Source organism: Streptomyces indicus (assembly GCF_900100315.1).
Taxonomy (GTDB): domain Bacteria; phylum Actinomycetota; class Actinomycetes; order Streptomycetales; family Streptomycetaceae; genus Streptomyces; species Streptomyces indicus.
Window position 1 is genome coordinate 148,237 of record NZ_FNFF01000016.1, and the last position, 22,868, is coordinate 171,104.

A 22,868-nucleotide genomic window follows, 5' to 3' on the forward strand; every position below is an offset into this window, starting at 1 on the left:
CGCGTTCTGCTGGCGCTGCTCCCTGATTCGTGTCGTTCTGCGCCTGGGGGAGATCGTCCGTCACGCGGTCTTCCACCACGTGGTCGTTCCGGCGGGGGCTGTGCGCCGGCTGCACCGTGACTCGTGGCGGGGTGGGCTGGTCCTGGAGACAGGGGCGGGTGAAGAGGTCGACTTCTTATGGTTCGACACATCGCTGTGGGACGCGCTCTAGGCCTTCTCTTCCCTGCGTCACGACGTCGTGTGGGCGCATGCATGCACGTCAGTCTCGCGGCAAGGAGCATGCGTCGCCGGCTCCTCCGGCCCGACGGTTCACCTGGAGCCCGGTGAGTGCCCTGCTCGTGCTGTCCGCCGTGGCCTGCCTGCTCGTCCCCCTGGTTGCCCAGATCTGAGCAGACGCAGAGTGCGCCTGGGTTCTCGCGCCGGCGCCCAGTTGGTGCGCCTCGGGGCACACCACTGCGTCGGCCTGCGGCTTTGCCGGAACCCTCTGCCGCAGGGAGTAGCCCAGCCAGGCTCACAGTCACTCCGAGGCTACTGGCGATCGGCAGTGCGGTCGTCGGGCTTGATAGCGTCAGGCTTTGGATCATGGGGGAGGGTGTGCAGTGCCTACGACGCTTCGGCGCAAGTGGTGGATTCTCGGGATGCTGGGTGCCGTGACCTGTGTGCTCGCCGCGGGTGCCCTTGTATGGCAGGCGAATGATCAGCAACGGCAACAGGCCCAGAACCGTTCAGAGTTGAAGCGAGCCTGTGCGGGTTTGCTGCCCGAGCGGGACCTGAGGCAGTACCTGCCCGACGACTCGGCGGGGACGCTGGAGGAGTACGGGACGATGCTCGACCCGGGACAGGAGAGCCGGGCGCTGCTCGACTGCACCCTTTCCTGGGGAGGCGGTCGATGGGGCCCTGATGCAGCAGTGACGATCCGGGCTGAAGCGCTCGTAGCAGGCCAGGGCGACGCGAAACCGGGGAACAGCGAGAAGGATCCTGGCGACGCGACGCCCTACGTCCCCCAGGTCGACGACTTCGAGATTCCGCTGCCGCTCGGCGCGCACGGTTCAACGGTCGCCGGTGAGCGGCTGGAGGGCAGTGAGGTGACCGCATCGTTGAAGGTCGAATGCCCCAACGGGCTGAAGGGGCGGACGCTGCCGTCGAGGGACCTCCAGGTGTCGGTGACGCTGCCGGCACAGGCCGAGAGCGAGTACGACGTTCCGCACGCGGACCGTTTGCGCACCGCCCGGACCGCCGTGCGCGTGGCCAACTGGGTCACGGAGAAGCAGAACTGCGGTACGGGCAGCATCACGACCAAATCCGCTCCGGCTCCGCGGACTTCCTATGAACCGTCCACGTTGTGTGCCTGGCTCGATCCGGAAACGCTCCGGTTCGAGGAGGGCGACAGCACGGATACGGACGGACGGCCGACGAGCGAGTACGGCTGGGAGTGGACGAGCGACAGCGGATTCGACGAGCGCCGGGGGCTCTGCCGAGGGCAGATGGTCGGCTACTCCACCGGGTACGAGGGCGCGCCCATCGTCGACGCGATCGTCCAGAGCTGGGCGGGGAGTTACGCGGACGGCGCCTACGAGCGGTTCGCCGAGACCGGCCACGTCCCAGGCGCGCGCCAGCGGTCACCGACGCGACCGGACGGCAGCGTGACGGTGGCGAAGGAGGGTACGACGCTCTCGCTCTGGGCGAGGTCGCGGTGCGACACCGGGCGCAGCTATCACCGGATCACGCTCACCGCGGAGTTTCCCGCCGTCGGTGACGAGACGAAGCACGTGATGAGCCGATCCGACCGCACGGAGTTCTCACAGCACGCCCGCGCCACCCTCGACCGCTACCTGGCCGACGACAAAGCCTGGCCGAAGCGTTCGGGTTGTGGGGACACGAAAATCCTTGGAGAGGTCGAGGAATGGGTGCGCTGAAGCGCCACGCCGTGAAGTTCGCCGCAGCGGCAGGCGCGCTGTTCCTCCTGGCGGGCGGCATCTTCTGGTTCGGGGGCGGTTACGACCGCTGGTCCACTGGCCGCCTGATGGAGGAGGCCTGTGCGGGCACGCTGCCGGTTGAGGACATACGTTCCCTTCTCGGCGACCGGTCGCTCGTCGCCGGGAACGACGTCGTCGAGGGGGCGCTCGAGGGCGAGGAGACATCGCTCCGGGTGGAGTGCATTCTCAGCCGCGAGTCCGAGGGGAACACCGGACGTCCGTTCGCCGACGGATCCGTTGCGGTGACCATCAGCGGCGTCCCGACCCTGAATCCGGAAGATCGCGCGGAGAGCCTGTATCCGCCGGCCGCACGCTCGAACCTGCCGCCCGCGCCGCTGGGGCAGGGCTGGAACGCGGTGTTCGCGGGTTCGGACTCGTACGACGACGATGCTTCGGCGACCACGTCGGTCCTTCTCGACTGCGCCGCCGGCCGCAGTGATCTGCTGGTCACCGCGCAGGTGTCGCAGGACGACAGCACACTCGACAACCCCGCCCGCCGTCTTGCCTTCGCGCGCGTGGCCACTCGCACCGCCGCCGCAGCCTCCGCCACCTGGGGGTGCGACGCGAAGCTCGGCCGGCCGCTCACCGACGTCCCCCTCCCGATCAACGAGGACGAGGGAGTCCCGCTCGAGGAGACGACCGGCAGCTGCGCCGGGATTCCCGCGAACGGGAAGCGGGTCACCCATGCCTGGGAGCAGCGCACCGGCCCGGCACCGTACGAGGAATGCGAACTCGGCTCCGGCCGCGACTCGCACGTCTACACCCTCACCGCTCACTACGGCCCGTTTGCCGAAGAGGCAGCGCACCGCAACTTCGAACGCCACGACACCCTCGACGGCCGCCCCTGGGCCCAAGTGAAGAAGGGAGAGCTCTACGGACACGGCCACTGGACCAGCGCTCTCTGCACCGGAAGCAACAGGACAGCCCTCTACACGGTGCACCGCCACGCCAATGCCCAGCCGACCCAGGCCGACACCGCCTACGAGCAGGCCGCGCTCAGGGCCTTCGCCGAGCGGTCGGCCGAAGAACGCGGCTGCGAGGCACCTGCCTCGCCGGGAGAGTGAGGGCCGGGGCTGTTGGAGGGCATCGGGTGCCCGTGTCCACGAGTCCCGTCCTCGAGTTCGTGGAGATGGCGCTCTCGTCGAGCGGGCCGTGAAGTGTTTGGATCGTGGCAGCTCCGCACCAGCGTGCTCGTCGAAAGCGGTGACGCCCAGTTCGAGCTCGACTCATGGGGCAACCATGTTGCCCCTTTTTTCGAACTACTCAGTGCCTTTGGCATCCGTGCCGGGTAGTGGAGGCGGCGGAAAATGCCGACAGCAGCCGGCGCGCATCCGTGGAGGTGAGGGTGCTGCGAATTTGCTTCTCAGCGTCTGGTCGTGGGAACTCCTCGAATTTGAAGTACGCCGTTCCCAACCCGCCTCCGCAGTTCTGAGACCGCATGACTGCGCCGTTCACGGTGTCTGGGTAGCGGTCGTCCAGGTACCTCTCCTGTTGAGCGGAGGGCCCGTAATAGGCGGAGAGGCGGACATGGCGGTTCTTGCCGGGCAGGGGAACGGTGCAGACTTCGGTGAGCGCGCGGCCCGCAGGTTTCTCCGATACACGCGTGATCCGCAACCGCGCCGCTTCCTGCGGGTCGACCACGTCGCGGCAGGTTCCCGACGCCTTGGTAGCGGGGCGGCTCTGCCAGGGGGTGCGGTCCACGGTTTCGGGCCGTTGCCCGAGCTTCCCCTCACAGCCCCAGTGTTCGGCGGCGAGGCGGGCCGATTCGGTGGCGAGCCGGGCCACTTGGAGCACCTGGGAGTCGGTGAGCTGCTCGTCCTCGCGGCGTACCTCGGCCAGGACGAGAAGGCCGTTGCCCGCCATGGGTGCGCAGTCGATCAGAACGGCGGCCCGGGTTTCGAGGCCGGTCGTGGAGAACGAGCCGTTCCAGCCGTATCCGATCGGCGTGGCCGAACTGTCCTCGGCTGCGCCACTGGCCCGGTGCGCGGCCGAGGGACGGATGTTCAGCTTGAGCTGCCGCCCGAGGGAGTTGTCTCCGCCGGCCCAGGCTGCGCAATGGTGCGTCTCGTGGCCTATCCACTCCGCGGTGTTGCCGTCGAATTCGAGCTCGGGATCCTGAAAGAACTCTTCCGCCTCCCGCACGGCCAGAGATCCGTTGCAGGTGTCTGCCGGTGAAGGACCCGAGTTGTCGTGCCACGGGCCGAATCCCCAGATGGCCCCGCCGGCTGCGAGCGCGAACACGCCTGCACCCACCTTGGTCCGTCGTGCAGTCATGCTTGGCCCTTCTTGGTGTGATGGCGTGCGTTGTGCGTAGGACCGGACGGGGTCCATAGCCCCGGGGAGGAGCGTGCAGGTATTCCCTGACCCATCCTCCGGGCGAGCTGCCCGCGGGACCTGCGCTCAGTGGGGCGAGGAGTTCACGATCGGGATCGGCAGAACCGTCGAGCTCGTCCGCCGTTTTGCATACGGCCCCGCGGGTTCGCCCCCGCTCCAACGGGACCCGGTGAAGGCGAGAAGAGCATGATCGCGGCGAAGAGCAGGGGGCCGATGATGAGAGCGATGCCACATGGGCTGCGGAGAATACAGATGCACTCTTCGTTCCCCCCTGCTGCGGATGAAGACCGGCTCATGCCTTGCGGTCGACGGCGCGCCGCCCTGTTTGTCCATCGCCGGCCTCCCTGCCGTCACGAGGAGCAGTCCAACTGCTTCTTGGCGGCCGTGACGTAGTCCTGGACGAATCCCTTCACCGTTGCGGCAGTCGCTTCGGATTGTCCCTCGACGGGGCTGAAATCGACTCTGAAGAGCAGGTACTTGCTCGGATTTCCGCAGTCCGTCTCTACGAGCGCGCCTTGCCGTCCGACGATTGCCCGCCGTGCGAAGGGGAGTTGCGTCGGTTCTCCACTGCGGTATCCGAGCTTCCTGTCCGGGATCCAGTCCTCCGAGGGAAGTGGTTCGTCCAGCCCTCGGATCTCGATCTGAAGCAGGCGGCTCTTGTCCACTCGTACAACACAGTATTCATCAAGCGTGAGTTGCTCTGAGGACTGCGTCACATCGCCCTCTTCGGGGAGGATAGGTTTCATCACATCGCGGTCGACGGGAGTTCCGCAGATTGATTTCGGAACTTCGATGGGATTTCCGCACGCTGTGGTCAGTCCCAGGAGGGGCAGAGCCAGAGCTGCCGCCCGCCGTGCGTGGTTCCTCACTGATCGCCCTCGATTCCGTCGGTCGCGTCGTTGCCGTCGTTCGCGGCGGCCTCGATCCGCCGGTAGATGCCTTCGTCAGCGGAGTAGCCGGTCTCGTCCTGCGCCCACGCCGAATTGACGGCGTACCATTCGTTGGCCAGCGACTTGAGCTGCCCGTTACGAGCCTCATAAGTGGTCTTGTTGTTGTCGGTCAGCTCGTCCGCTTGGCGCTGCTGCTCGTCCATGATCCATGCGGTTGTCACCATGTCCGCACCGCGCTGCGCGATGTCACCCACACCGGGGATGAAGTTGAGCATGGCGCCCGACGCGTGGTAGCTCCATGCCTTGTCCCAGGTGTAGTCGTGCTGGTCTCCCTTGAGGGCGTTATAGCGAGCCTCTTCCATGAACCCGACCGTATATCCGGCCGCGTCCAAGGTGTCTTCGGGGCGCCGGTTCTCGTCGCGGAAGGATTCGACGATGGCGTAGTTCATGCCTTCGTGGAGCATTCCGTAGGAATTCTCGCTCCGGGAGATCTGTTTGGTCATTTCCGTGACCTGCCCGCGGTCCAGCGGCAGTGGGTCGCCCGAGTTGCTCATCGTGGCGTGCACTTCCTCGCCGTGGCTGGTCATAATCTTCGCCATGTCGTTGCGGAGCGAGGACGGCATGTCGTCACCCTGTCCAGACAGGAACTCAAGGGAATGCCTGAAGATCCTGTCGTTCGTGGCAGTGTGCTCCGTGGCCCGGGCATTCGGGTCCGTCGGGTCCACGCCGGTGGCCGCCGCAGTGAGAGCGTCTCCCAGGCCCCGGCGCTCGTCCTTGTCCTGCTCGTCCGGGCCGGCAGTCTCCGCCTTGTCGTTGATGAACGATGTGGTGTCGCGGATGTCCCAGTCGCGGGCACCGTCCCCATTTCCGAGCAGGTACTCGTACCGCTCCTTGCCCGCCTCCGTGGCCGGGTCGAGGTAGACGGCCGCGCCTTCGGGGTTATGTGCCATGACCCCGAGGGACGCATCCACCGGATCGTTGGCGAACCAGCCGTCGTTCTTGCCGCTGTACTCGCCATGCAGGTCCCAGATGTCGGGGTCCTTCTTCTCCATGGCGATCATGTCGTCAGTGATGTCTGAGACGAACTGCGGGGAGAAGTCGCCGCTGCCTTGCTGCATGAGCGTCGCCAGGCTCTGGTAGCCACGGACCTCCTGTCCGTGGCCGCGGCCGACGTCGACCTTCTCGCCGGCGACCTTGAGGTCGTACTTGTCGTCGCCGAGCTCGTTGAGGTCCTGGCGCCACTTGAGGTAGAAGTCCGAGTCCGGGGTCTTCTTCCAGTTGCTGAACGCCTCCTGGTACGCGGCGGTGCCGTACCGCAGAGGCTTGCCGTTGGCGTCCGTGAACTCAGGGACGCGGGTGGCTGTGGCCAGGGAGTTGGACAGGCCGGCGTTGATGTTCAGGTAGGCGCGCTTGTCCTGGGTGTCGTCGACGTACGCGAGATCGTTGACCTTGTTGGACAGTTTGAGCGTGTTCTCGGGCCCGAGCGCATTCAGCATGGTCTGGCTGAATGCCTTGTCCCCGTCGTTGTCGCGCATCAGGCGCTGATACTCGGCTAGGTCCTCCTTGTCGAGCTCTTCACCGGCGAGAATCAAGTTGGCGTACTTGTTGGCCTCTCGGGCCTCGACCACTTCGATGTCGCCTTCGGCGTTCGCGTTGAACCCGTCTCCGCGGCCCAGGGCGCGGTCGAACATGCCGTCGAAGAATCCCTTGATACCGGCGGCGTCATGCAGAGCGAGCTTGACGCCCTGGTCGGCATCGTCCACCGCTTTCACGCCTTGCTTGATGGAACGTGTCCAGTCCTCTTCCGCCTTGCGGGCATCCTGGACGGCCTTGTCGTAGTCCGGATCATTGCGATACGGGGCCAGCTTGTCGAAGTCGTAGTGCGCGCGGCCTTCCGAATCGATCGTGAAGTCCTTGGCCTTCGCGTCCTTAGTGAGATCCCGCACGTGTTTGACCAGGGTGGTGAACTGCTGGCGGGCATCGCGCAGGATGGAAGCGATGGCCCGGGCCTCGGTCTGACCGGCCTCGAATTCCGCGCGGGTGGCGGCGAACCGGCCGGACGCAGCGCTCGCGCTCACCCCGGCCCAGACGCCATCGTTGGCCACGCTCTCGACCTTGTGGCGATAGAGCGTCTCCAACTCTTCGAAGCCGTCGCCTACTTCGTCCCAGTCCTTGGCCGCTGTGGTGAGCGGTTCCAGACGGACGGTCATGACGTCCTCATAGGACAGCATCGATTCCCCCGTGAGTTACTAGACGTCGCGCCGCGCATCCGGTGACTTGCTGTCGATCTGAGCCAGCGAGCTGTACACACCCACATCGACCTGCTGGAAGTCGCCCTTTGTCATGCCCAATGCCTCTTGGTCCTGCGTGAGCCGGGACTGAAGGTTGGTCAGTTGGCGGGCCCACTTCTCATGCGCGTCCTTGAGCCCTGATCCCGTGTCCCACCCCTTGAACTCGCGCTCGGCAGCGTCGGTCGACTCGTCTGCATGGGTGCCTGCCTTCTTCGCGCCGGGGCGTATGTCCTCCCGCAGGGACCTGATCGCTTCCTTCTTGCCTGGGGAATTGGTACGGAGGATCGATCCGTCACCGGGCCCCCCACCCGCACTGTTCAGTTGCACCGCACCCTCACGGCGGGCTGCAACCTCGGACTTGATCTGCTCCCACTCATCCCATGCCAACGGGTTCCCCCTTCGCCTGGCTGCGGCGCTGCGCACACGGCCTGATCCGCTCCGAGGCGCAGCCCTCTACACGACCGCAAACGCAGAAAGTCGAAGATCACCCTAACGTGTGCTGCTTGCGGGCGTGCAGGAGGAGTTGGGGCAACAGCGGGGCGCCTGCGTCGTGGGAACAGGTGATGGAGCCCTCATATCCGGACTCAGCGTCGGGCATGCCCCCCCCTCCCTCCGTCGCCGTCGGCTTGCCTTTCCTTCGAGGCGGCGGCCAGTTCGTGCCGGAGGACCGCGGGGTTGTCGCAGTACGCCTTGGCCAGGGCGCGCTGGGTGCGGGCCTCGTTCTCGGCGGAGATCAGGCCGCTGCGGCCGCGGGTCTCGATCTCGAAGCGGACGCGCTGGACGTTGGTCCCCTGCTCCGCCACGAGCCTCAGATCCTGGCGCTCCGGTGACATGGCCTTTGTGGGTGGCGATCACGGCCGCCCGGGTGCTTCCACCTCATCGCCCCGGCATTAAAGACGCGTCAAGCACTGCCGATGAACGGCAATGTGCCAGCGCAGGACGTGATGCGACGAGGCACGCGATACGGGGCGGGGGACGTTTAATGTCGGATACCAGCAAACAGGGCGGCTCCAGGGCACGTTCAAGGCCACACGGACCGGGGAAGCTATCGGTCCTTGTGGCTTGCCTGTCGAACAGACGGATTGCAGCACCCCCCACGCGGCGCGCTGAACGGATAGATCGACTCCGGCCCCGGCGAGGTCTCTCAAGCTGAAGCATCCATGGCACGCCGCGCTGAACGACACGTGGATCTCGTGTCTGTTCTGCGACGGCGATCGGTTCCGCGAGCGGTCGGTGAAGCTCAACAGCGCCTGCATGGAGTTCCTGAACCTCGCGTGGGCTGATGAGTCGGCTACCGGGCTCATCTGCTGGGACTGCGGATATGTCCACCCCTTCGCCGATCGCAAGATCAAGCTGTATCGAGCCGACAGGTGACGGACCTGCCGCATCTAGGGAAGATCTGGGGCCCGCTCAGTGGCGCAGGGCCCGGGCTGCGTGCGACGGAGTGCCGTGGGTAGGGGGGTAAGGAACACGTCAAGAGGGTGCTCGGGGCATGCCGGGCAGTCTGGTCGGCGTCAGCAGGGCCATGCGCCCGTTCGCCGCCACGCTGGCGGTAGACCGTCTTGGCCGCCCCGTCCTGCAGCCCGTTTCTGGGGCGTCTCCATCCCCAGCGCGGACCGCAAGGGCCGTCCGGTCGCCCATCAGCCAGCACCCGGAATCAGGGAGGGCTATCGACATGAGGCGTGCGGAGCGGCAACTCGCGGTCCCGGCCTGGAAGCTGTGGACGACCGGCATCGCGCTCGCCCTTGCCCTGGCGGTCGGGGCGATGGGGGCCGGGCAGTCCTCACCGCAACCGTCCTTGACCACGGAGTCGCCCAGCGGGACGGCCCGCAGCTGCACTGCGCAAGACGCGGCCACTCACTCGACTCCGCACGCCACACCGCCCAGCTCCTGCGTGTCCGGCTAGGAGCCTCGCCCAGGAGCCAAGCTCCGGGCGAGGCGGTGGCCCAGCGGACGCTCGGGTCAGCTCACGCGCTGGAGTTCGTTGTCGAACACATAGTTGCCGACCTGCTCACCCAGCTTGAGTCCATCGGCCGCATCCCACGGGAAGTGAACGCCCAGCCAGACACGGCTGTTGGCGTTCTCCTGCGCCGCCTGACTGAAGCTGGTGAAGGTGCGGGACTGGACCGGGGACTGCTTGTCGTCGGTGGTCATGGTGAAAGTGACATTGTCAGTGCCGAAGTAGCGCTTCATCACCGTTGCCCAGGCGGAGCCGAACGTGGCGTGGCCGGAGGCCCACGCCGGGAAGCACGGGCTGATGTTCACCCCGTCGAGCGTCTTGAGCAGCGGCTTCCACTCAGGATCGATTCCCGATTCACGGATTGCCGAGACCGGACGCCACAGGTCGATCTCCGTCTGGTACTTCACATCGCGCACCGCGATGCCCGAGTCGGCCAGCGCCAGCGACACCAGCGTGAACAGCCGGGCGTTCTGATACGTGGTGAGCTTGCGTGCCTCGGAGATCTCCCGCGTCGCCTGCAGCAGCTGGCCCGGCGGCTTGTACGTGCCGTCCAGGTCATTGCCCCAGAACCAGGCCGCGGCCTCCTGCTCGGTGGTACGGGTGACCTTCGGTGTGGCGGCAGTCGGTTCGTCGGCGCCGAGCAGCCGTACTGCCTCGACCTGCCGCTTGTACTCGTCGCTTGCCAGCAGCTTCTCGTATGTGCCGTACATTCCGGGGGTGGCGGGCCGGAACTGGGAACCGGAGGTGAGCGCGAACGGTTTGACCAGGCCCCAGTTGGGGTCGACTGCCTTGCTGTCCTCGATGCAGTTCGGGTCGGGCATGTCCGCGTAACTGGTGGCGCGCCAGGCGCCCGGCTTCTTGTCGGAGACGTACAACTGCTCGTTCGTTGAGCCGTCCCCTTCATGGGCGGTCAGCATTCGGTTCACCACGTGGCTGACGATGCTGTAGTCGAGGACGTCATCACCTGTCGGCTCGGAGCCGAAGCGGGCCCGGAACCTGTTGTCCAGGTAGTGGACCAGCTCGGGCTGGTCCGCGTCCTTGCCGAAGAGTTCGAGCAGCACGTTGTACGCCGTGCGCCCGATGACCCGCTCCTCCTCGTCGGGGCCTTCGCCCAGGGCCCAGTACTTGTCGGCCTGGATATAGGGCGCGTAGTCGAAGCCGCCCTTCCAGCGCAGCCGGTAGGAGCTTTCCGCGTCGTACATGGCGGCATTGAGCATCGCCGCGGCCCGCGCCATCCGTCCCGGGGTCGCCTGGTCCTCGCGCCGGATGAGCTCGAGCAGGACGTCGTTCCAGTAGATCACCGGGTCGGCGATCGTCTGCGGAGGCAGTGCGGCCGCCGCGGACTGCGGCGCCACGGCGAGCACTCCGGTCGTCGCTGCGAAGGCGACGGCGACAGCGACGATCCTTCTTCGGATACCACGCTGCGTTCCACGACCAATACGGGACATACCCACCCCTGTTATGAGGGGTCGCGCATCGGCGTCGCGACCCGGTCCGCGCGAAGGAGCCACCCCCTTCGCGCAACTGATCGTTCCGGTGCGGGAGTTGAGGGTCTTGGAAAATCCCGCACACCACTTCCGACGACTCTTTACAGACCCCTCGCTTCCTTCTCCGTGCCTTCACGCTGGGAGTGGGGCGCTTGTCACCTGTCCGGCGACCCGGTCGGCCATCGGCGGGCCGGGCACCAGGGAGCTGCGCGCTCGCAGGAACGTGCGCGGCGTCGAGCCGGTCATCGAGCGGAAGTCCAGATTCAGGTGCGGCTGGTCGCTGTAACCGCAGGCGGCCGCCACCTGCGCCGGCGGATGACCGGCCGCCAGCAGACGCAGCGCGCTGCCGAGCCGGGCCACCCGGGCCACCGCCTTGGGCCCGAGCCCGACCTGCAGCTTGAAGAGCTTCTCCAATTGCCGCACGCTCCAGCCGACTTCGGCGGCGACCTTCGGCACCGGCAGTGCGCCCGCGCTGCGGTGGATCCGGCGCCAAGCCCATTCGACCTGGGGTGCGTGCGCGGGCGTGTCCGCGAGGGCCCTCGCGATCACACGGTCGAGCAGAACGAACCGGTGCTGCCAGGTCGGCAGAGCCCCGAGCGCGTCGCTCAGCCGGCGCGCCCGGGCGCCGAGCACGTCCTCCAGCTCGAGGTGACGGCCCGCGAGCTCACTCATCGGCACCGCGAGCAGGCGATAAGCGGCCCACGGTGCGAGCACCACCTCGAGGGCGACAAGGTGCCCGTCGTGCTCGCCCACGGAGGACCGGGTCTGCAGCCCCGACACAAGCGAGGTGAGTGCGGTCGGCGGCCCTGCCTGGCCTGTCGGCGTGAGCCGTATCGCCTCGGAGAAGCCCAGCATCACGGTCACCCACGCGCCAGGCACCTCAAGGCGTCGCCTCGGCAGGCCGGTCTCCAGCCGTGTCCCTCGATAGGAGCGCACGCCGGGACGCAGCCGTCGGGCCGGCAGCGCCTCGACGATCTCCCACGTGCCGTCCGGTCCGCTGAGCCTGCGCAGCCGGCTGTCCATCAAGCCGCCCCCTCCCACCGCATGATCACCAAGAAGACGCAGGTCATCTTGGGGAGTGGGTGGTCGCCAGCGCAGCAACGGGACCGGCCATACGGAAGTTGACCGGTTATCGCCCGCGTCCAGAGTCAGCAGTCGGCACTTGCCGCACCCGCGGCGCTGCGCCGCGTATCGGTCGCGTTAAGAAAGGGAGCCTCAAGGCATCTGCCGCAGCGGCATGCGTTGCTCGCCCCTAGGCTCCGAAGGTCTGAGCCGACGAGCACACCAGGGAAGGCCCGCTGTCATGAGTTCCACCACGAGCTGGATCCTGCTCGGCGCGTGCACGGTGCTCCTTCTGACCCCGAGCCTGGCGATGATGGCTGGCTGGATCCCCGGCATGATCCGACACCGGCCCGGTCCGGTGCGGCTCCTCGGTGCTGCGGGCATCGCTCTCTACGGCGCCGCGCTGTGCGAGTTCGTCCCGCGTTTGGCCGACGCCGACGAGGACATGATCACGGCCGGTGAGTACGGAGCCGTGGCGATGTGCGCGATGACTGCAGTGATGGGCGCCGCGTACGACATGCTGCTCGGACCGTCATCGCCCCTTGAACGGGGGCAAGCCGTTCGGCGGGCTGCGCCCGGCAAGCCAGCAGAGGGGACCAACTGAGGTCGGTGATGGGCGCCACAGCCGCCTGGCGGCACCGTCACCCGGCTCGAGCATCCACCAGTCCAGCCGTCCAGGCGCCTGGGGCCATGCGGGGCGAGGTGTAGGTGAGTCCCGGTCATGTCGGATGACAGGCGCAGCTGGCTTCCAGTGATATCTGACGGGTCTGAAGAAAAGGTGTGGAAGCGGCATGTCCTCGGTAGTAGGCGGACGAGGCAGCCAGTGGACCTTTTAACCCATCACGCCAGGGTGCTGTTGGTCATCGCCCGCACCCCTGACGCGCGCTTGCGGACCATCGCTGCGACCTGCCGCATCACCGAACGTACGGTCCAAGCCGTCATCGCCGACCTCGAACATGCCGGATACCTGCGCCGGGAACGAGTCGGACGCAACAATCGGTACACCCTGAACCTCGATGGTCCGCTGAGGCATCCGGCGGAAGCAGGACTCACCGTCCGGGCACTCGTTGCTCTGGGTGCCGCCCGGGGAAACGCCACATCGACCTGACGGGTGCCCGGCTCGTCGTGTGCGCCGCCGCATTGTTGCTCACCCTTCTGAACCTGCTGATCGAGGTCGCCATGGTGCTGTTCAACGCTCCGAAGTTCGTCGTGTCCCCACACATGGGGGCCGACCCCGGCGCGCTGACCCGTGATCGCCACGGGATACCGCGTGGCTGAGCCGGTGGAGACGCGGAAGCAGTCGAAGGCGAGTGTCGTTCCTGCGGCAGTCGGCCAGCGCCGAACGCGTCGAGGGCAGCTGATCGTGATGGCCCTGTTGGCCATGCCGTTGGTGGGCCTGGCGGTGACGGCTGCCGGAGATGTCCCCCCTGGTATCCCGCTGGGCCTGGGGCTGATCGCGGCATTGGCCGGCTTCATCCTGCTCGGCGCAGTGCACACCGCCGGGGCGCGCGGCAGTGTCACCGGGAGTCGGCTGACCGCGCGAACGTGGACCGGCGAGCGCACGCTCGACCTGTCTGTGATCGAGCAGGTGCAGCTGTGGACAGGCTTTTCCTACGGAGGCGTGTCGGATCGAGTGATCCTGGTGCGCGACCGCCACGGAGTCTGTCTCGGCCTCGCGGATGCTGCTGACCACCGAAGGTTGCGCCGTGCCCTGGAACAGCAGTCGGCGGGGGAAGTGCACCCCAAGGTCAGCCGCGCGGCGAAAACTCAGCTCGGCTTGGTGTCCGGAGGGCTCGCGGTGCACACCGTGCTCAGCTGGCTTGCCACGATCCTGGGGCTCAGCGGCTATGCCTGGATCGTGATGGTTTTGGCGGCTCGCCTGTCGTCGTAGTCAGTCACCCGGCCTCGTCGCTCTTGGCGAGCCGGTCTGGCTGCGGCACCGTGCAAGGTTTCGCCCCTAGCCGACCATGGCCGGGCGTCGTCGCGCCGCGGGGCAGGTAAAAAGGGAGGCATGACCCAACACGAGGTGTCGCAGCCGGGTGCGGACGATGTTGAGGCAGTGACGCGGGCGGTGCTCACTGCCTCAAGGCTCCTGGTTGCCGTCTCTGCCCGTTCGCTGGCGGCGTTCGAGGACCGCGTGACGGTGTCGCAGTTCCGCATGCTGGTGGTGTTGTCCACGCAGGGGCCGTCGAAGCTGGTCATGCTGGCCGACCGGCTTGGGGTCAATCCCTCGACGGCGATGCGAATGGTGGACCGGCTCATCACCGCCGGCCTCGCCGACCGGCAGATCAACTCCGCAAACCGGCGCGAGACCATACTGCGCCTCACGTCCGAGGGTGCCTTGCTGGTCGAGGAGGTTACGGCACGACGCCGCCATGAGATTGCCGCGATCGTCAAACGCCTCTCGCCGTATGAGCGCTCGGCTCTCGTGGGTGCTCTGACCGTCTTCACAGAGGCCGGCGGAGAACCCATGGTCGGAACTGCCGGGTCCGACACCTTCCCGCTGGGATGGTCCGACTTCGCGCCGCAGAACGTGAGTTGACGATTCCCTGGATCTTGCCCGTGACTTCCCGGCGTGCGTTGCGCTGTGCAAGGATGCTTGGTGGGGCGAGCCTTCTCCAAGGTCGCCTGGGGCGCCGGGAAGTCTGGTCGGCATGCTGATCCGTTCTGCCGACGGGAGCTGCCGATGTATGCCGCCGACCTTGCGCATCCGTGCCAGTCATTGGATGTGGACTGCGACGCTGTGGTCGCGGCACGTCTGCTCGCCGTGAGCTCGGAACCTTTCCTGGTGCTGGTGGATTCCGGTGGCGAGCCGCTCGGGTTCGCCCACGCCCAGGAGGTCCTCCGGCATCTGCTGCCCAGCTCCCTCACCGCCCACCCGGGACTGATCTCTCTCACGGGCCCCTTCGCCAGGGCGCACCTGGCCAGAGGGCTGAGCGGACGCAGACTCCTCGACCTGCTGCCTCCGCTGACTCCACCGCTTCATGTGACCGCCGATACCGAGATCACGCAGGTGCTCGCCCGGCTGACCCGCACCGACAGCCCGGCTGCCGTGGTGGTGGACCGTGAGGGTGCACGGCCCGATATTCGAGGCATCATCACGGCACAGAGATTGCTGCGACTCCTCTTCGAGGAGCGAAGCAGCAGTGAGGACGGTCTCCTCGATTCCGCTGCCGCGGTGTTGGCCGCCTCGCGCCTGTTGGTTGCCGTATCGGCCAGATCTCTGGCGGAAGTCGAGGAAACTCTCACGCTGTTGCAGTTCCGCCTCATGGTCGTCCTGGGCGTCAGCGGCGCCGCGACCATGCATCGCCTCTCCGGCCTTCTGGGTGTCGAGGGGCGGGTGGTACGCCGACTCGTGGAGATGCTCCTTTCCTCTGGGCTGGTACAGGAGAGCGAACGAATGCGGGACCGCATGGAAGCCGACTATGTGCTGTCTCCGCGCGGCCTGGACCTGGTGCACGATGTCACCCGCCGGCGCATGGAGGCCATCACACGCATCCTCGAGTCGATGCCGGACGAGGAGCGCGCTGCCCTGGTGCCCGTCCTGCGAGCGTTCGCCCGCGCCGCCGGTGAGCCATCCGCCGAGCTGGTCGCGGCAGCGCTGGGCGCCTGAGCAGGTCTGAGATCCGTGCGGTGCAACACATTGCGGCGCCGCGCCCGATCTTTCTTGCATAATGCAATGGTGAAAGGCGGGCGGCATCACAGAAGCGGGCAACGACACAGTGACCGCATCATTTCGCGTATCCGGTACGGTCCCGCGGCTCTGCCGCCCCCGCGCTGGCTGCGGGTGGAAGGCGCAGCGGTCGCGTTCATCGGGACCGGGCTTGTCGCCGGATGCGGCGTAGCCGGTGCGATGGCGGGTCTCCCGGCGGCACGGGCGGCCGTATGCGCACTCGTGGGTGCCGCCGCCTTGGTGCTGTACCTGCTCATCACTCGGGCCGGTCGGGTGCTGACCGCCGTCGTCGCCGGACTGAGTACGGGCTTGGCCCTGATGGTGCCCCAGGCCACGGCCGAGGCCGTGCTCGCGCAGAGTGGGGAGACGACGGCGGTGATAGTCACCGCGGCGTCGTACGAGAGCGATCGGTACTTCTGCTCGGTCCGGCACGGCGATGGCACCGCCGTCGCGGCACGTCTGTGGCGCGGCTGCGACGCCTCGGTGCAGCCGGGAGAGTCGATCGGCATGGTCTATGACCCCAAGGGGCGCATTGCGCCCCGGGGGATCGCAGCATCGGGTGACGCGCCGAACCGATGGCTCCAGGGAGCTGTGCTCGCCGGGCTTCTCGCGCTCGCCAGCTATGCCGCTGTCGTGCGCTCGCTCGGGCGCGGCCGGTGAACGGCACACAGATGCTCTACGCGGGGAGCGCGTTCGACGGACGACCGGACATCGGGGAGCGAGCACGGAAGTTGGCCGAGGATTTCCTTGTCGACGTTCGCGCGAGCGGAGTCGTCGTCCCGGCCTCGGCCGTCGGTGCGCTCTGGGTCGTCGTGTCCGAGTTGCTGGCCAACGCGAGCCGGCATGCCGCAGGCCCATGCGTTCTTGAACTCCAACTGCGTGGGCAGGAGGTCGAGATCGGCGTCTGGGACACCGTGCCCGGGCTGGAGGAATCGGTCGGCGGCGACCAGGTGACCGGCACCAAGAGAGGGCTTGCCATCGTGCGCGACCTGAGCAGCGAATTCCACGTGGAGCCGAGCGCCGGCGGTAAACGCGTCCTGGTTCGGATCCCCCTCGCCCCGTAGCGCGCTCGAGGCAGCCTCCTGTGGGAGTGACTGACGATTCGGTAACAGAGCCCGCCGACGAATGGTCCTCCGGCGAAACCTTTGCATAGGGTCAATGTCCGGGGGGAGCGCCATGGACGGACGCTCGACAAAGAGGCAATCCCGCTGGAGCACACCATGGCCGACGACAAACCGCCACGCCCGACCATCCTGGCAGCGCTTCCGTTCGTCGTCATGGCCATCGTGACGGTCGTCGACGTCAGCGCCGGCCCCGGGGTGGGCTACCTGCCGCTGGTGGCGCTCGGCCCCGCGTTCGCCGGACTCGTCGGCGGCTGGCGCCGCACCGTCGTCATCGGCGCCTTCGCCTTGCTGCTGTGCGCCGCGCTCGGCATCTACAACGAGACGTACTCGCAACGACGCGTCTACACCGCCATGGCATCCGTCGCCGGAGTCACCGTGGCCGGCATCGCCGCGGCCGTGATGCGCCAACGCCGCGAGAGCGAGCTCGCCAGCGTCCGCACCATCGCCGAGGTCGCCCAGCGCGTCCTGCTGCGCCCGGTGCCCCGAAGCGCCGGCCCGCTCAGGATCGCCGTCTCCTACACCTCCGCGGTGGCGGAGGCCCGGATCGGCGGTGACCTGTACGAGGTGGTGGTCTCCCCGCACGGAGTGGTCCGCGTCATCGTCGGTGACGTGCAGGGCAAGGGCCTGGAAGCCGTCGAGACCGCCGCCCTGGTCCTCGGCGCCTTTCGCGAGGCGGCCCACGAAGAGCCGGACCTGACAAGCGTCGGAGACCGCCTCGAACGCGCCGTGCGCCGCGAACTGCAGGGGGAGAAGTTCGTGACGGCGATCCTGGCCGAGGTCACCGATGCACACACCATCACTCTGCTCAACTACGGACACCCCGCGCCGATGATCGTGCGGCCCGACGGGACTACGGCCTTTCCCGAACCGCCTCGCTACGCCCTGCCGTTGGGACTCGGCCTGCACGGCGTCGAAGGCCCGCAGCCGTACGCGACGGACTTCGCGCCCGGCGACCAGGTGCTGCTCTACACCGACGGCGTGACCGAAACCCGCGACCGAACCGGTGCTTTCTATCCGTTGGGGGAGCAAGCGTTCCTCCTCAAGGAGCCAGACCCGCAAGCCGCGCTGGACGCGGTGCGTGCCGACCTGGTTGAGCATGCGGATGGCCCGCTGCACGATGACGCGGCCATGTTGTTGCTGCGCTATCAGCGGCTCTGAAGCAGGTGGGAGGCGCGGCCGTTGTGGAGCGCCACGAGTGGCAAGTACGCCGAACAGGATGGTCGCATGCAACGTGGAAGGTTCAGCTCACCATCAAGTGGCCCTCAGATATGGCTCTACAGTGGGCTCCTGATCGTCAGCTCCACAGGGCTGATCACTTCCGCCTTCCAGCAGGATTGGGCCTACGTCGCAATCAACCGCCTTCTCGTCCCTCTGTTTGCGGCCATGACCGTGAAGGAACGGGTGAAACGCAAGACGGCTCAATCCATCGATGAATGAGGCGATCGCGTAGGCGGGCTGCCCAGCTCTTCTGAGCCTTCGGACTGTAGTCGGCCTACCCACGGTCCGGCTTGGGCGACGCACAGCCGCCGTGGTTTCGGGGTTTACTCGGGGGCCGCAGAGGCTGGGATGCCCTCACCTGAGGGTTCGCACACAGTTCCCAGGACACCCGATCAAGACCGTCGCGCGCCGTCACCCACGGAGTGCCAGAAGGAGCAACAACGGGCCATAGATGGCGGCAGCAGCGGTTAGTTGGCGGCGCCAATCGATGGACCAGCGCACCCTCACGGGGCCACCGTGTCTTTCGCGATGCTGTGCCTTCTTACGTGCCTTCTGTAGCGTCCGATAGGCCGTCTGATAGGTCGGGTATCCGCTGAACGTGCCGATCAGCGAACCGCCGAAGGCGATGGAACCCAGCTCACGTCCGTCGCGCAGTTCGATGCCCAGACCGTCATGCACTATCACACGTCTCACGTCTGACCATTCGACGGTGGATGTCACGACGATGTTGGTGACTGACAGATGAGTGGCGGTGAACCGGATTGCCGAGTGCCATCCGAGCAACCAGAAGAAGAAGGTGAACGCAGCGATCGCCAGCGGCGGCGCATACCCGTCTTCAGGCAGGAAGGCCGCGACATAGATCGCGCAGGCGTAGAACCCGACGGCCGGCGTCAGACCGATCCACGTGAACAAGGGTCGCCGCACGACGTTCGCCCGCACCTCACATCACCTCGTGAGGATCTTGCCCTCAGGGAAACCGCAGTACAAGGGCCAATGGGCATGCAGGTATTGGCCTTCGTGACGCGTCTGTCTCACAACCACGTGAGGCCGGCAGCACGGCTTTGGACCGGAGCTGCTTCGTGCGGCGGATTACGGCCCCCTTACTCTGACCGCGCATCGGGAAGACTGGTGGGCTTGCCGGTTTGGGAAGTCAGCGCGCCGCCGCGTAGACAGGGGGCCTGGCCGCGGCCGCAGTGGACCAGTGTCCAGTGTGTCCATCCCGTCGGCGGTGACAGGGCGGCCATGGACTTCGACTGGCGCCTATATGGCCGGGGAACCACAGGCCTTCCAGGCCACAGTTCTCGTTGCCTGTCACCGGCTGCGGCTTCGGGGCGGCCACGAGCGAGTCTGGTGCGGTGCGGGGTGTGCTGCTCGTGCAATCTGCCTGCACGGCTGCCCTGTTGTCGATCTCCGCGAGCAGCCGGCCTTGGCGCCGTTGCTGGGGCGCCGTCCGCCTGCGTACCTCTGGTGCCGAGCCTGCGGGCCGTGCCCCCAATTCGGAGGTACGGCCCGCAGGCTCGCTTGAGCGAAGCGTGGTCTCGGCGCAGGTGCGGAGACCACCCGCAAGGGGTTGTGTCAGCTGATGCTCTGGTACCCGGTCCAGCCGTCGCCCAGGTCTCGATACGGCTCGTCCCCCTTGGTGATACGGGGATAGAACCAGAGGTGGCCGGTGGTCTTCGTGGAGACGAGGTCCGGGTAGCCGTCATGGTCCGCGTCGCCGGGGGAGGCGATGAGCGGGTGCGCGGCAGTGGTGAAGCCCCAGCCGGTCTTGAGCTTGGCGGACTGGTCCGCCAGACCGTCACCGTCAGGGCCGGTGCCTGCGAAGATGTGCAGGTCGCCGGTTTCGGTGTTGCGGGAGAGGAGATCGACGCGCTCGTCACCCCAGAGATTGCCCGGCGCGATGAGTGTCGACTTCGCCCAGCTGTCCGGTCCGATGAGGATCGGTTCGCGGTAGGAGTCGAGACGATTGTCGGGTGCTCCGTAGTAGAGCCAGAGCAGGTCGCCCTGCTTGACCAGGAGGTCTGGGTAGCCGTCGATGTCGATCGTGCCGTCCGCGTCGACATCGAGGGGCCCGTCGACGTCACCGACGGCGAGGATCTGGTCGGCGTTGCTCCAATGGTTGTTGGCCGCGTCGTAGACGGAGAGTTCCCGGGCTTGTTCGCCGGTGTCGCAGGCGGTGCAGGCATAGCCGGTGCCGTTGTTGGGGTGCATCCACAGGCGCTTGGTGCCGAGCGCGGTGTCGTTGCGCAGGGCGATGAGGTCTTCGTAGCCGTCGCCTGTCCAGTCGCCGCGGTGCGTGATGCCCGCGCCGGTGAAGTTGATGCCGCTGGAGCGGAAGGCCGCTTTGGTGAAGTTGCCGTCGCCCGCGCCGAAGAATGGGAAGAGGGTGCCGGCCGGCTCGACGGCCCACAGGTCCGGGTTGCCGTCGCCGTTGAGGTCGCCGGGCTTGTCGGGAGTCCTGGGGCCGTTGGCGTAGAAGAGGTAGGTGGTGGTGTCGGAGTAGTTGCCGGCCTTGTCCAGGCTGCGGACGTAGAGCTGGTTGGCGCCGGCCACGGTCGGTGTGAGCTTCAACGCGACGGACCCGCCTGCCGAACTGGGGGTGGCGGTGCGGCGTGTGGCGTCCCAGTCCGTCCAGTACTCGTACTTGGTGACATCCGCGACGCCGCCGCTGGTGACGTTGAAGGTTCCCTCAGTACGGACGGTGCCGGTGGTGGCGGGCCAGCCGTTGCTGCCGTCGGGGAACTGACTCGAGGTCACGCCGGGCGGGGTGCTGGGCCGATTGGGGTCGAAGACGAACCGGCAGCCAGGCTTACCGGATGCAGGAACCCAGTCCGAGGAGAGCGATCCGTCTTCTGCCTGGACCTTCCACGAGAAGTTGCCGTTCGCCACGCTGACGTACGGCGTGAGCTGGGCCTTTGTGACCTTGAGTTTGACCACGGTTCCGGAGGGCGCGCTCACGTGGGTGTCGACGATCAGCTTGCCGTTGGGGTCGTCATTGGGGTGATGACCGGTGGGCCACAGGTGGATGTCGGCCTTGACGGTGCCCCCGTCAGGGTCGGAGATCTTCGCAGTGAGGTAAATGTCCGTGTTACCGATCAACCCGTGCGGGGCGGTGTCACCGCAGCCCGCGGTGTTCCTGGTGGAGGGGATGGTGTCGAGGCCACTGGGCGGGTTGGGGCGCGTGTTGTACGTGGTGGACAGCACCGCGGACTTGGCCTCGAACCGCTTGTAGGCGAGCTTGTCGCTCTCGGTCGCAGCGCGCAGGCCGAGGGTGATGTTGTTCCACTTGCTGGACTGCGCCTTCTTCGCCCCTGCGGTCACATTGAACGCGAGGCTGCCGGCCGGGCAAGACGAACTGTAGCCCTTGGCGTCACTGACAGCGGCCAGCTTCTCCGCCCAGGACGGCTGCGCGGACCACTTGGTGGACGAGCTGATACCGCCGGTGAGCCAGAGCTGCACCTCACGCTTGGTGCAGGAGTACGAGTAGCTGTTCTTGATCTTGAAGGTGGAGCTGGAGATCACCTTGTCGGTGTTCCAGAGGTTGTTGGTGTCCATCCGGAAGAACGAACGCGACGTACCGTCGCCGGGGTTGCCGACGCGGGCGTAGGAGGTGACCTTGTTGCCGTCGCCCTCGTCCCAGCCGTTGCCGTTGTAGAACGCGGTCGACGGTGCACCGCTGTAGGCGATGGTCCACGCTTCGCGGGAGCCGGAGACGGCCGGGTCGATGTAGACGGGATACTGGGTGTCGTCGCCCTTGAGGATGTCGCTGTCCGGCGTCAGGGACAGGGAATCCGCGTCGAGCTCTACGCCCACCGCACCCTCCTTGGCGCCCATGGGTGCTTCGAACTCGTGGGCCGGCGGGGGTGGGGTGGGTTCGGTGCTGCGCGCGGCCAGGGGCTTGCTGCTGTCCCACATCATTGGCGTCGGCGCGGTGAAGATCTCCTGGCCGGCCGGGTTGAGGGCGCGGAGGTTGCCGTGCTCGTCGGCCTTGACGCTCAACCCCTTGGTTTCCAGGGGGAGTTCGATCTGTGTGAGGGCGGGGTTGGCGGCGGCCGTCGCGTTGTGCACGACCAGCAGCTGGCCGAATCCGGCGGTGCCGGCCTTGAGCTTGAGGTCCACGTCTTCAAGGACGTTGCGGTAGATCACCGTGTCCCCGTCGACCTCGGGGGCGGGCAGCTTTCCAGGCCATGACCAGGACATGCTGCGGCCGTCACGGGTGACCGTGGCCAGTGGCCCCTCGCCTCCGCCGGAGAACGTCACGCCCACTTCCGTGGCTTTCGTGGACAGCGTGCCGTCGGTGTTGCGCGCCAGCGTGGTGTCGATGTCGACCAACTTGCCGCCCTTGCGTACACGCTGGGCGAGTGCGTACTGGTCGGTGGTGAACGACCCGTCCGGGTTGGCGAACGTCTCCACGGTCTCGGTGCGCTGCGACAGCACCTCTACCGGCTCACCGGTTTCGGCGGCCTCGGCGAGTGCTCGGGTCTCTTCCGGCGTGTGCTCTTGAGAAGCGGGCTTGGTGAGGTGCTCAACTGCGTGTGCTGGAAAGGCAGTTACCGCCGGGGCGACCGCCAGAGCGAGGGTGAGGGCGAGGGATATCGGAGCCCTCAAGGAAGGTGCCCCCCCAGGCATTCTTCGGTGAATTCTCATCACACTTCCTTTTCAGTGTGGAACGCAATCTCCGGCACAGTACATGCCTCTGCGCGGTGACTGTAGGCGCCCGAAGCCGTGCCCAGTAAGCGCCGAATCTGGCGATACATGTTTCTTGTTCGTGCTTCCGGGTGGCTGGCCGGAGCGTCCCAACTCCATGCGTTGACCAGCGCTTTTAGGCCTTCAAGGGAGAGCGGTGGGGCAGG

At 66.9% G+C, this 22,868-nt stretch carries 20 protein-coding genes; 11 read left to right on the forward strand and 9 right to left on the reverse strand.

Annotated features, from left to right (window positions below; translation table 11 throughout):
• Positions 1 to 650: 650 nt before the first annotated feature.
• Entirely contained in the window at positions 651 to 1,916 is a 1,266-nt protein-coding gene (locus BLT97_RS30105; RefSeq protein ID WP_245769624.1) for a hypothetical protein, read from the forward strand.
• Positions 1,904 to 3,040, forward strand: coding sequence for a hypothetical protein (locus tag BLT97_RS30110; protein WP_093615820.1), 1,137 nt, complete (start codon positions 1,904 to 1,906; stop codon positions 3,038 to 3,040). The genes BLT97_RS30105 and BLT97_RS30110 overlap by 13 nt, the downstream gene beginning before the upstream one ends.
• 199 nt (positions 3,041 to 3,239) lie before the next feature.
• On the opposite strand, the gene BLT97_RS30115 is transcribed toward BLT97_RS30110, so the two are convergent.
• From BLT97_RS30115 to BLT97_RS30155, 7 genes are all read right to left on the reverse strand, one after another.
• Entirely contained in the window at positions 3,240 to 4,250 is a 1,011-nt protein-coding gene (locus BLT97_RS30115; RefSeq protein ID WP_093615822.1) for a hypothetical protein, read from the reverse strand.
• A 410-nt stretch (positions 4,251 to 4,660) separates the two neighbouring features.
• Positions 4,661 to 5,179: a hypothetical protein gene (locus BLT97_RS37610; RefSeq protein WP_143041412.1), complete on the reverse strand. Its 519-nt coding sequence runs from the start codon at positions 5,177 to 5,179 to the stop codon at positions 4,661 to 4,663.
• Positions 5,176 to 7,410 (reverse strand): hypothetical protein, encoded by a 2,235-nt coding sequence (locus tag BLT97_RS30125; RefSeq protein ID WP_143041413.1) that lies wholly within the window; start codon positions 7,408 to 7,410, stop codon positions 5,176 to 5,178. The genes BLT97_RS37610 and BLT97_RS30125 overlap by 4 nt, the downstream gene beginning before the upstream one ends.
• Before the next feature lie 39 nt (positions 7,411 to 7,449).
• On the reverse strand, positions 7,450 to 7,878 hold the full coding sequence (locus BLT97_RS30130; protein ID WP_093615828.1) for a hypothetical protein: 429 nt from the start codon (positions 7,876 to 7,878) through the stop codon (positions 7,450 to 7,452).
• A gap of 197 nt (positions 7,879 to 8,075) precedes the next feature.
• Positions 8,076 to 8,294, reverse strand: a complete 219-nt coding sequence (locus BLT97_RS30135) for a hypothetical protein (RefSeq protein ID WP_093615830.1) — start codon at positions 8,292 to 8,294, stop codon at positions 8,076 to 8,078.
• 1,159 nt (positions 8,295 to 9,453) lie between these two features.
• Positions 9,454 to 10,806, reverse strand: coding sequence for a vanadium-dependent haloperoxidase (locus BLT97_RS30150; RefSeq protein WP_245769625.1), 1,353 nt, complete (start codon positions 10,804 to 10,806; stop codon positions 9,454 to 9,456).
• A 264-nt stretch (positions 10,807 to 11,070) separates the two neighbouring features.
• A complete protein-coding gene (locus BLT97_RS30155; protein WP_093615838.1) occupies positions 11,071 to 11,961 on the reverse strand; it encodes an AraC family transcriptional regulator in 891 nt (296 codons plus the stop codon).
• Between the two features lie 280 nt (positions 11,962 to 12,241).
• Here BLT97_RS30155 and BLT97_RS30160 point away from each other — a divergent pair, with 280 nt between their 5' ends.
• The 9 genes from BLT97_RS30160 (at position 12,242) to BLT97_RS30195 (ending at position 17,955) form a co-directional block, all read left to right on the forward strand.
• Complete coding sequence (locus tag BLT97_RS30160) at positions 12,242 to 12,604, forward strand: hypothetical protein (RefSeq protein ID WP_093615840.1); 363 nt, start codon at positions 12,242 to 12,244, stop codon at positions 12,602 to 12,604.
• Positions 12,605 to 12,721: 117 nt separating this feature from the next.
• Positions 12,722 to 13,108, forward strand: a complete 387-nt coding sequence (locus BLT97_RS30165) for a helix-turn-helix transcriptional regulator (protein ID WP_107407049.1) — start codon at positions 12,722 to 12,724, stop codon at positions 13,106 to 13,108.
• Between the two features lie 17 nt (positions 13,109 to 13,125).
• On the forward strand, positions 13,126 to 13,278 hold the full coding sequence (locus tag BLT97_RS38090) for a hypothetical protein (RefSeq protein WP_176953941.1): 153 nt from the start codon (positions 13,126 to 13,128) through the stop codon (positions 13,276 to 13,278).
• Positions 13,271 to 13,891 (forward strand): hypothetical protein, encoded by a 621-nt coding sequence (locus BLT97_RS30170; protein ID WP_093615842.1) that lies wholly within the window; start codon positions 13,271 to 13,273, stop codon positions 13,889 to 13,891. The genes BLT97_RS38090 and BLT97_RS30170 overlap by 8 nt, the downstream gene beginning before the upstream one ends.
• 120 nt (positions 13,892 to 14,011) lie before the next feature.
• Positions 14,012 to 14,542, forward strand: a complete 531-nt coding sequence (locus tag BLT97_RS30175; RefSeq protein ID WP_093615844.1) for a MarR family winged helix-turn-helix transcriptional regulator — start codon at positions 14,012 to 14,014, stop codon at positions 14,540 to 14,542.
• A gap of 144 nt (positions 14,543 to 14,686) precedes the next feature.
• Positions 14,687 to 15,613 (forward strand): CBS domain-containing protein, encoded by a 927-nt coding sequence (locus BLT97_RS30180; RefSeq protein WP_093615846.1) that lies wholly within the window; start codon positions 14,687 to 14,689, stop codon positions 15,611 to 15,613.
• Between the two features lie 297 nt (positions 15,614 to 15,910).
• Complete coding sequence (locus BLT97_RS30185; RefSeq protein WP_143041414.1) at positions 15,911 to 16,333, forward strand: hypothetical protein; 423 nt, start codon at positions 15,911 to 15,913, stop codon at positions 16,331 to 16,333.
• Positions 16,330 to 16,737, forward strand: coding sequence for an ATP-binding protein (locus BLT97_RS30190; protein ID WP_176953942.1), 408 nt, complete (start codon positions 16,330 to 16,332; stop codon positions 16,735 to 16,737). Before BLT97_RS30185 ends, BLT97_RS30190 begins: the two co-directional genes overlap by 4 nt.
• Positions 16,738 to 16,893: 156 nt before the next feature.
• Positions 16,894 to 17,955 carry a PP2C family protein-serine/threonine phosphatase gene (locus BLT97_RS30195; protein WP_093615852.1) on the forward strand — a complete coding sequence of 354 codons (1,062 nt, stop codon included), beginning with the start codon at positions 16,894 to 16,896 and terminating at the stop codon, positions 17,953 to 17,955.
• Between the two features lie 471 nt (positions 17,956 to 18,426).
• Here the strand turns inward: BLT97_RS30195 and BLT97_RS30200 are convergent, their stop codons facing one another.
• Together BLT97_RS30200 and BLT97_RS30205 are read right to left on the reverse strand one after the other, a co-directional pair.
• Positions 18,427 to 18,954, reverse strand: a complete 528-nt coding sequence (locus tag BLT97_RS30200; protein ID WP_093615854.1) for a hypothetical protein — start codon at positions 18,952 to 18,954, stop codon at positions 18,427 to 18,429.
• 636 nt (positions 18,955 to 19,590) lie between these two features.
• Positions 19,591 to 22,452, reverse strand: coding sequence for an FG-GAP-like repeat-containing protein (locus BLT97_RS30205; RefSeq protein ID WP_245769626.1), 2,862 nt, complete (start codon positions 22,450 to 22,452; stop codon positions 19,591 to 19,593).
• Positions 22,453 to 22,868: the final 416 nt, after the last annotated feature.

Excerpts from the sequence above, each read along its gene's own strand:
- BLT97_RS30165 (WP_107407049.1), top strand. The coding sequence starts at position 12,722 with ATGTCGGATGACAGGCGCAGCTGGCTTCCAGTGATATCTGACGGGTCT.
- BLT97_RS30110 (WP_093615820.1), top strand. The coding sequence starts at position 1,904 with ATGGGTGCGCTGAAGCGCCACGCCGTGAAGTTCGCCGCAGCGGCAGGC.
- BLT97_RS30155 (WP_093615838.1), bottom strand. The coding sequence starts at position 11,961 with ATGGACAGCCGGCTGCGCAGGCTCAGCGGACCGGACGGCACGTGGGAG.
- BLT97_RS30180 (WP_093615846.1), top strand. The coding sequence starts at position 14,687 with ATGTATGCCGCCGACCTTGCGCATCCGTGCCAGTCATTGGATGTGGAC.
- BLT97_RS30175 (WP_093615844.1), top strand. The coding sequence starts at position 14,012 with ATGACCCAACACGAGGTGTCGCAGCCGGGTGCGGACGATGTTGAGGCA.
- BLT97_RS30160 (WP_093615840.1), top strand. The coding sequence starts at position 12,242 with ATGAGTTCCACCACGAGCTGGATCCTGCTCGGCGCGTGCACGGTGCTC.
- BLT97_RS30195 (WP_093615852.1), top strand. The coding sequence starts at position 16,894 with ATGGCCGACGACAAACCGCCACGCCCGACCATCCTGGCAGCGCTTCCG.
- BLT97_RS30115 (WP_093615822.1), bottom strand. The coding sequence starts at position 4,250 with ATGACTGCACGACGGACCAAGGTGGGTGCAGGCGTGTTCGCGCTCGCA.
- BLT97_RS30125 (WP_143041413.1), bottom strand. The coding sequence starts at position 7,410 with ATGACCGTCCGTCTGGAACCGCTCACCACAGCGGCCAAGGACTGGGAC.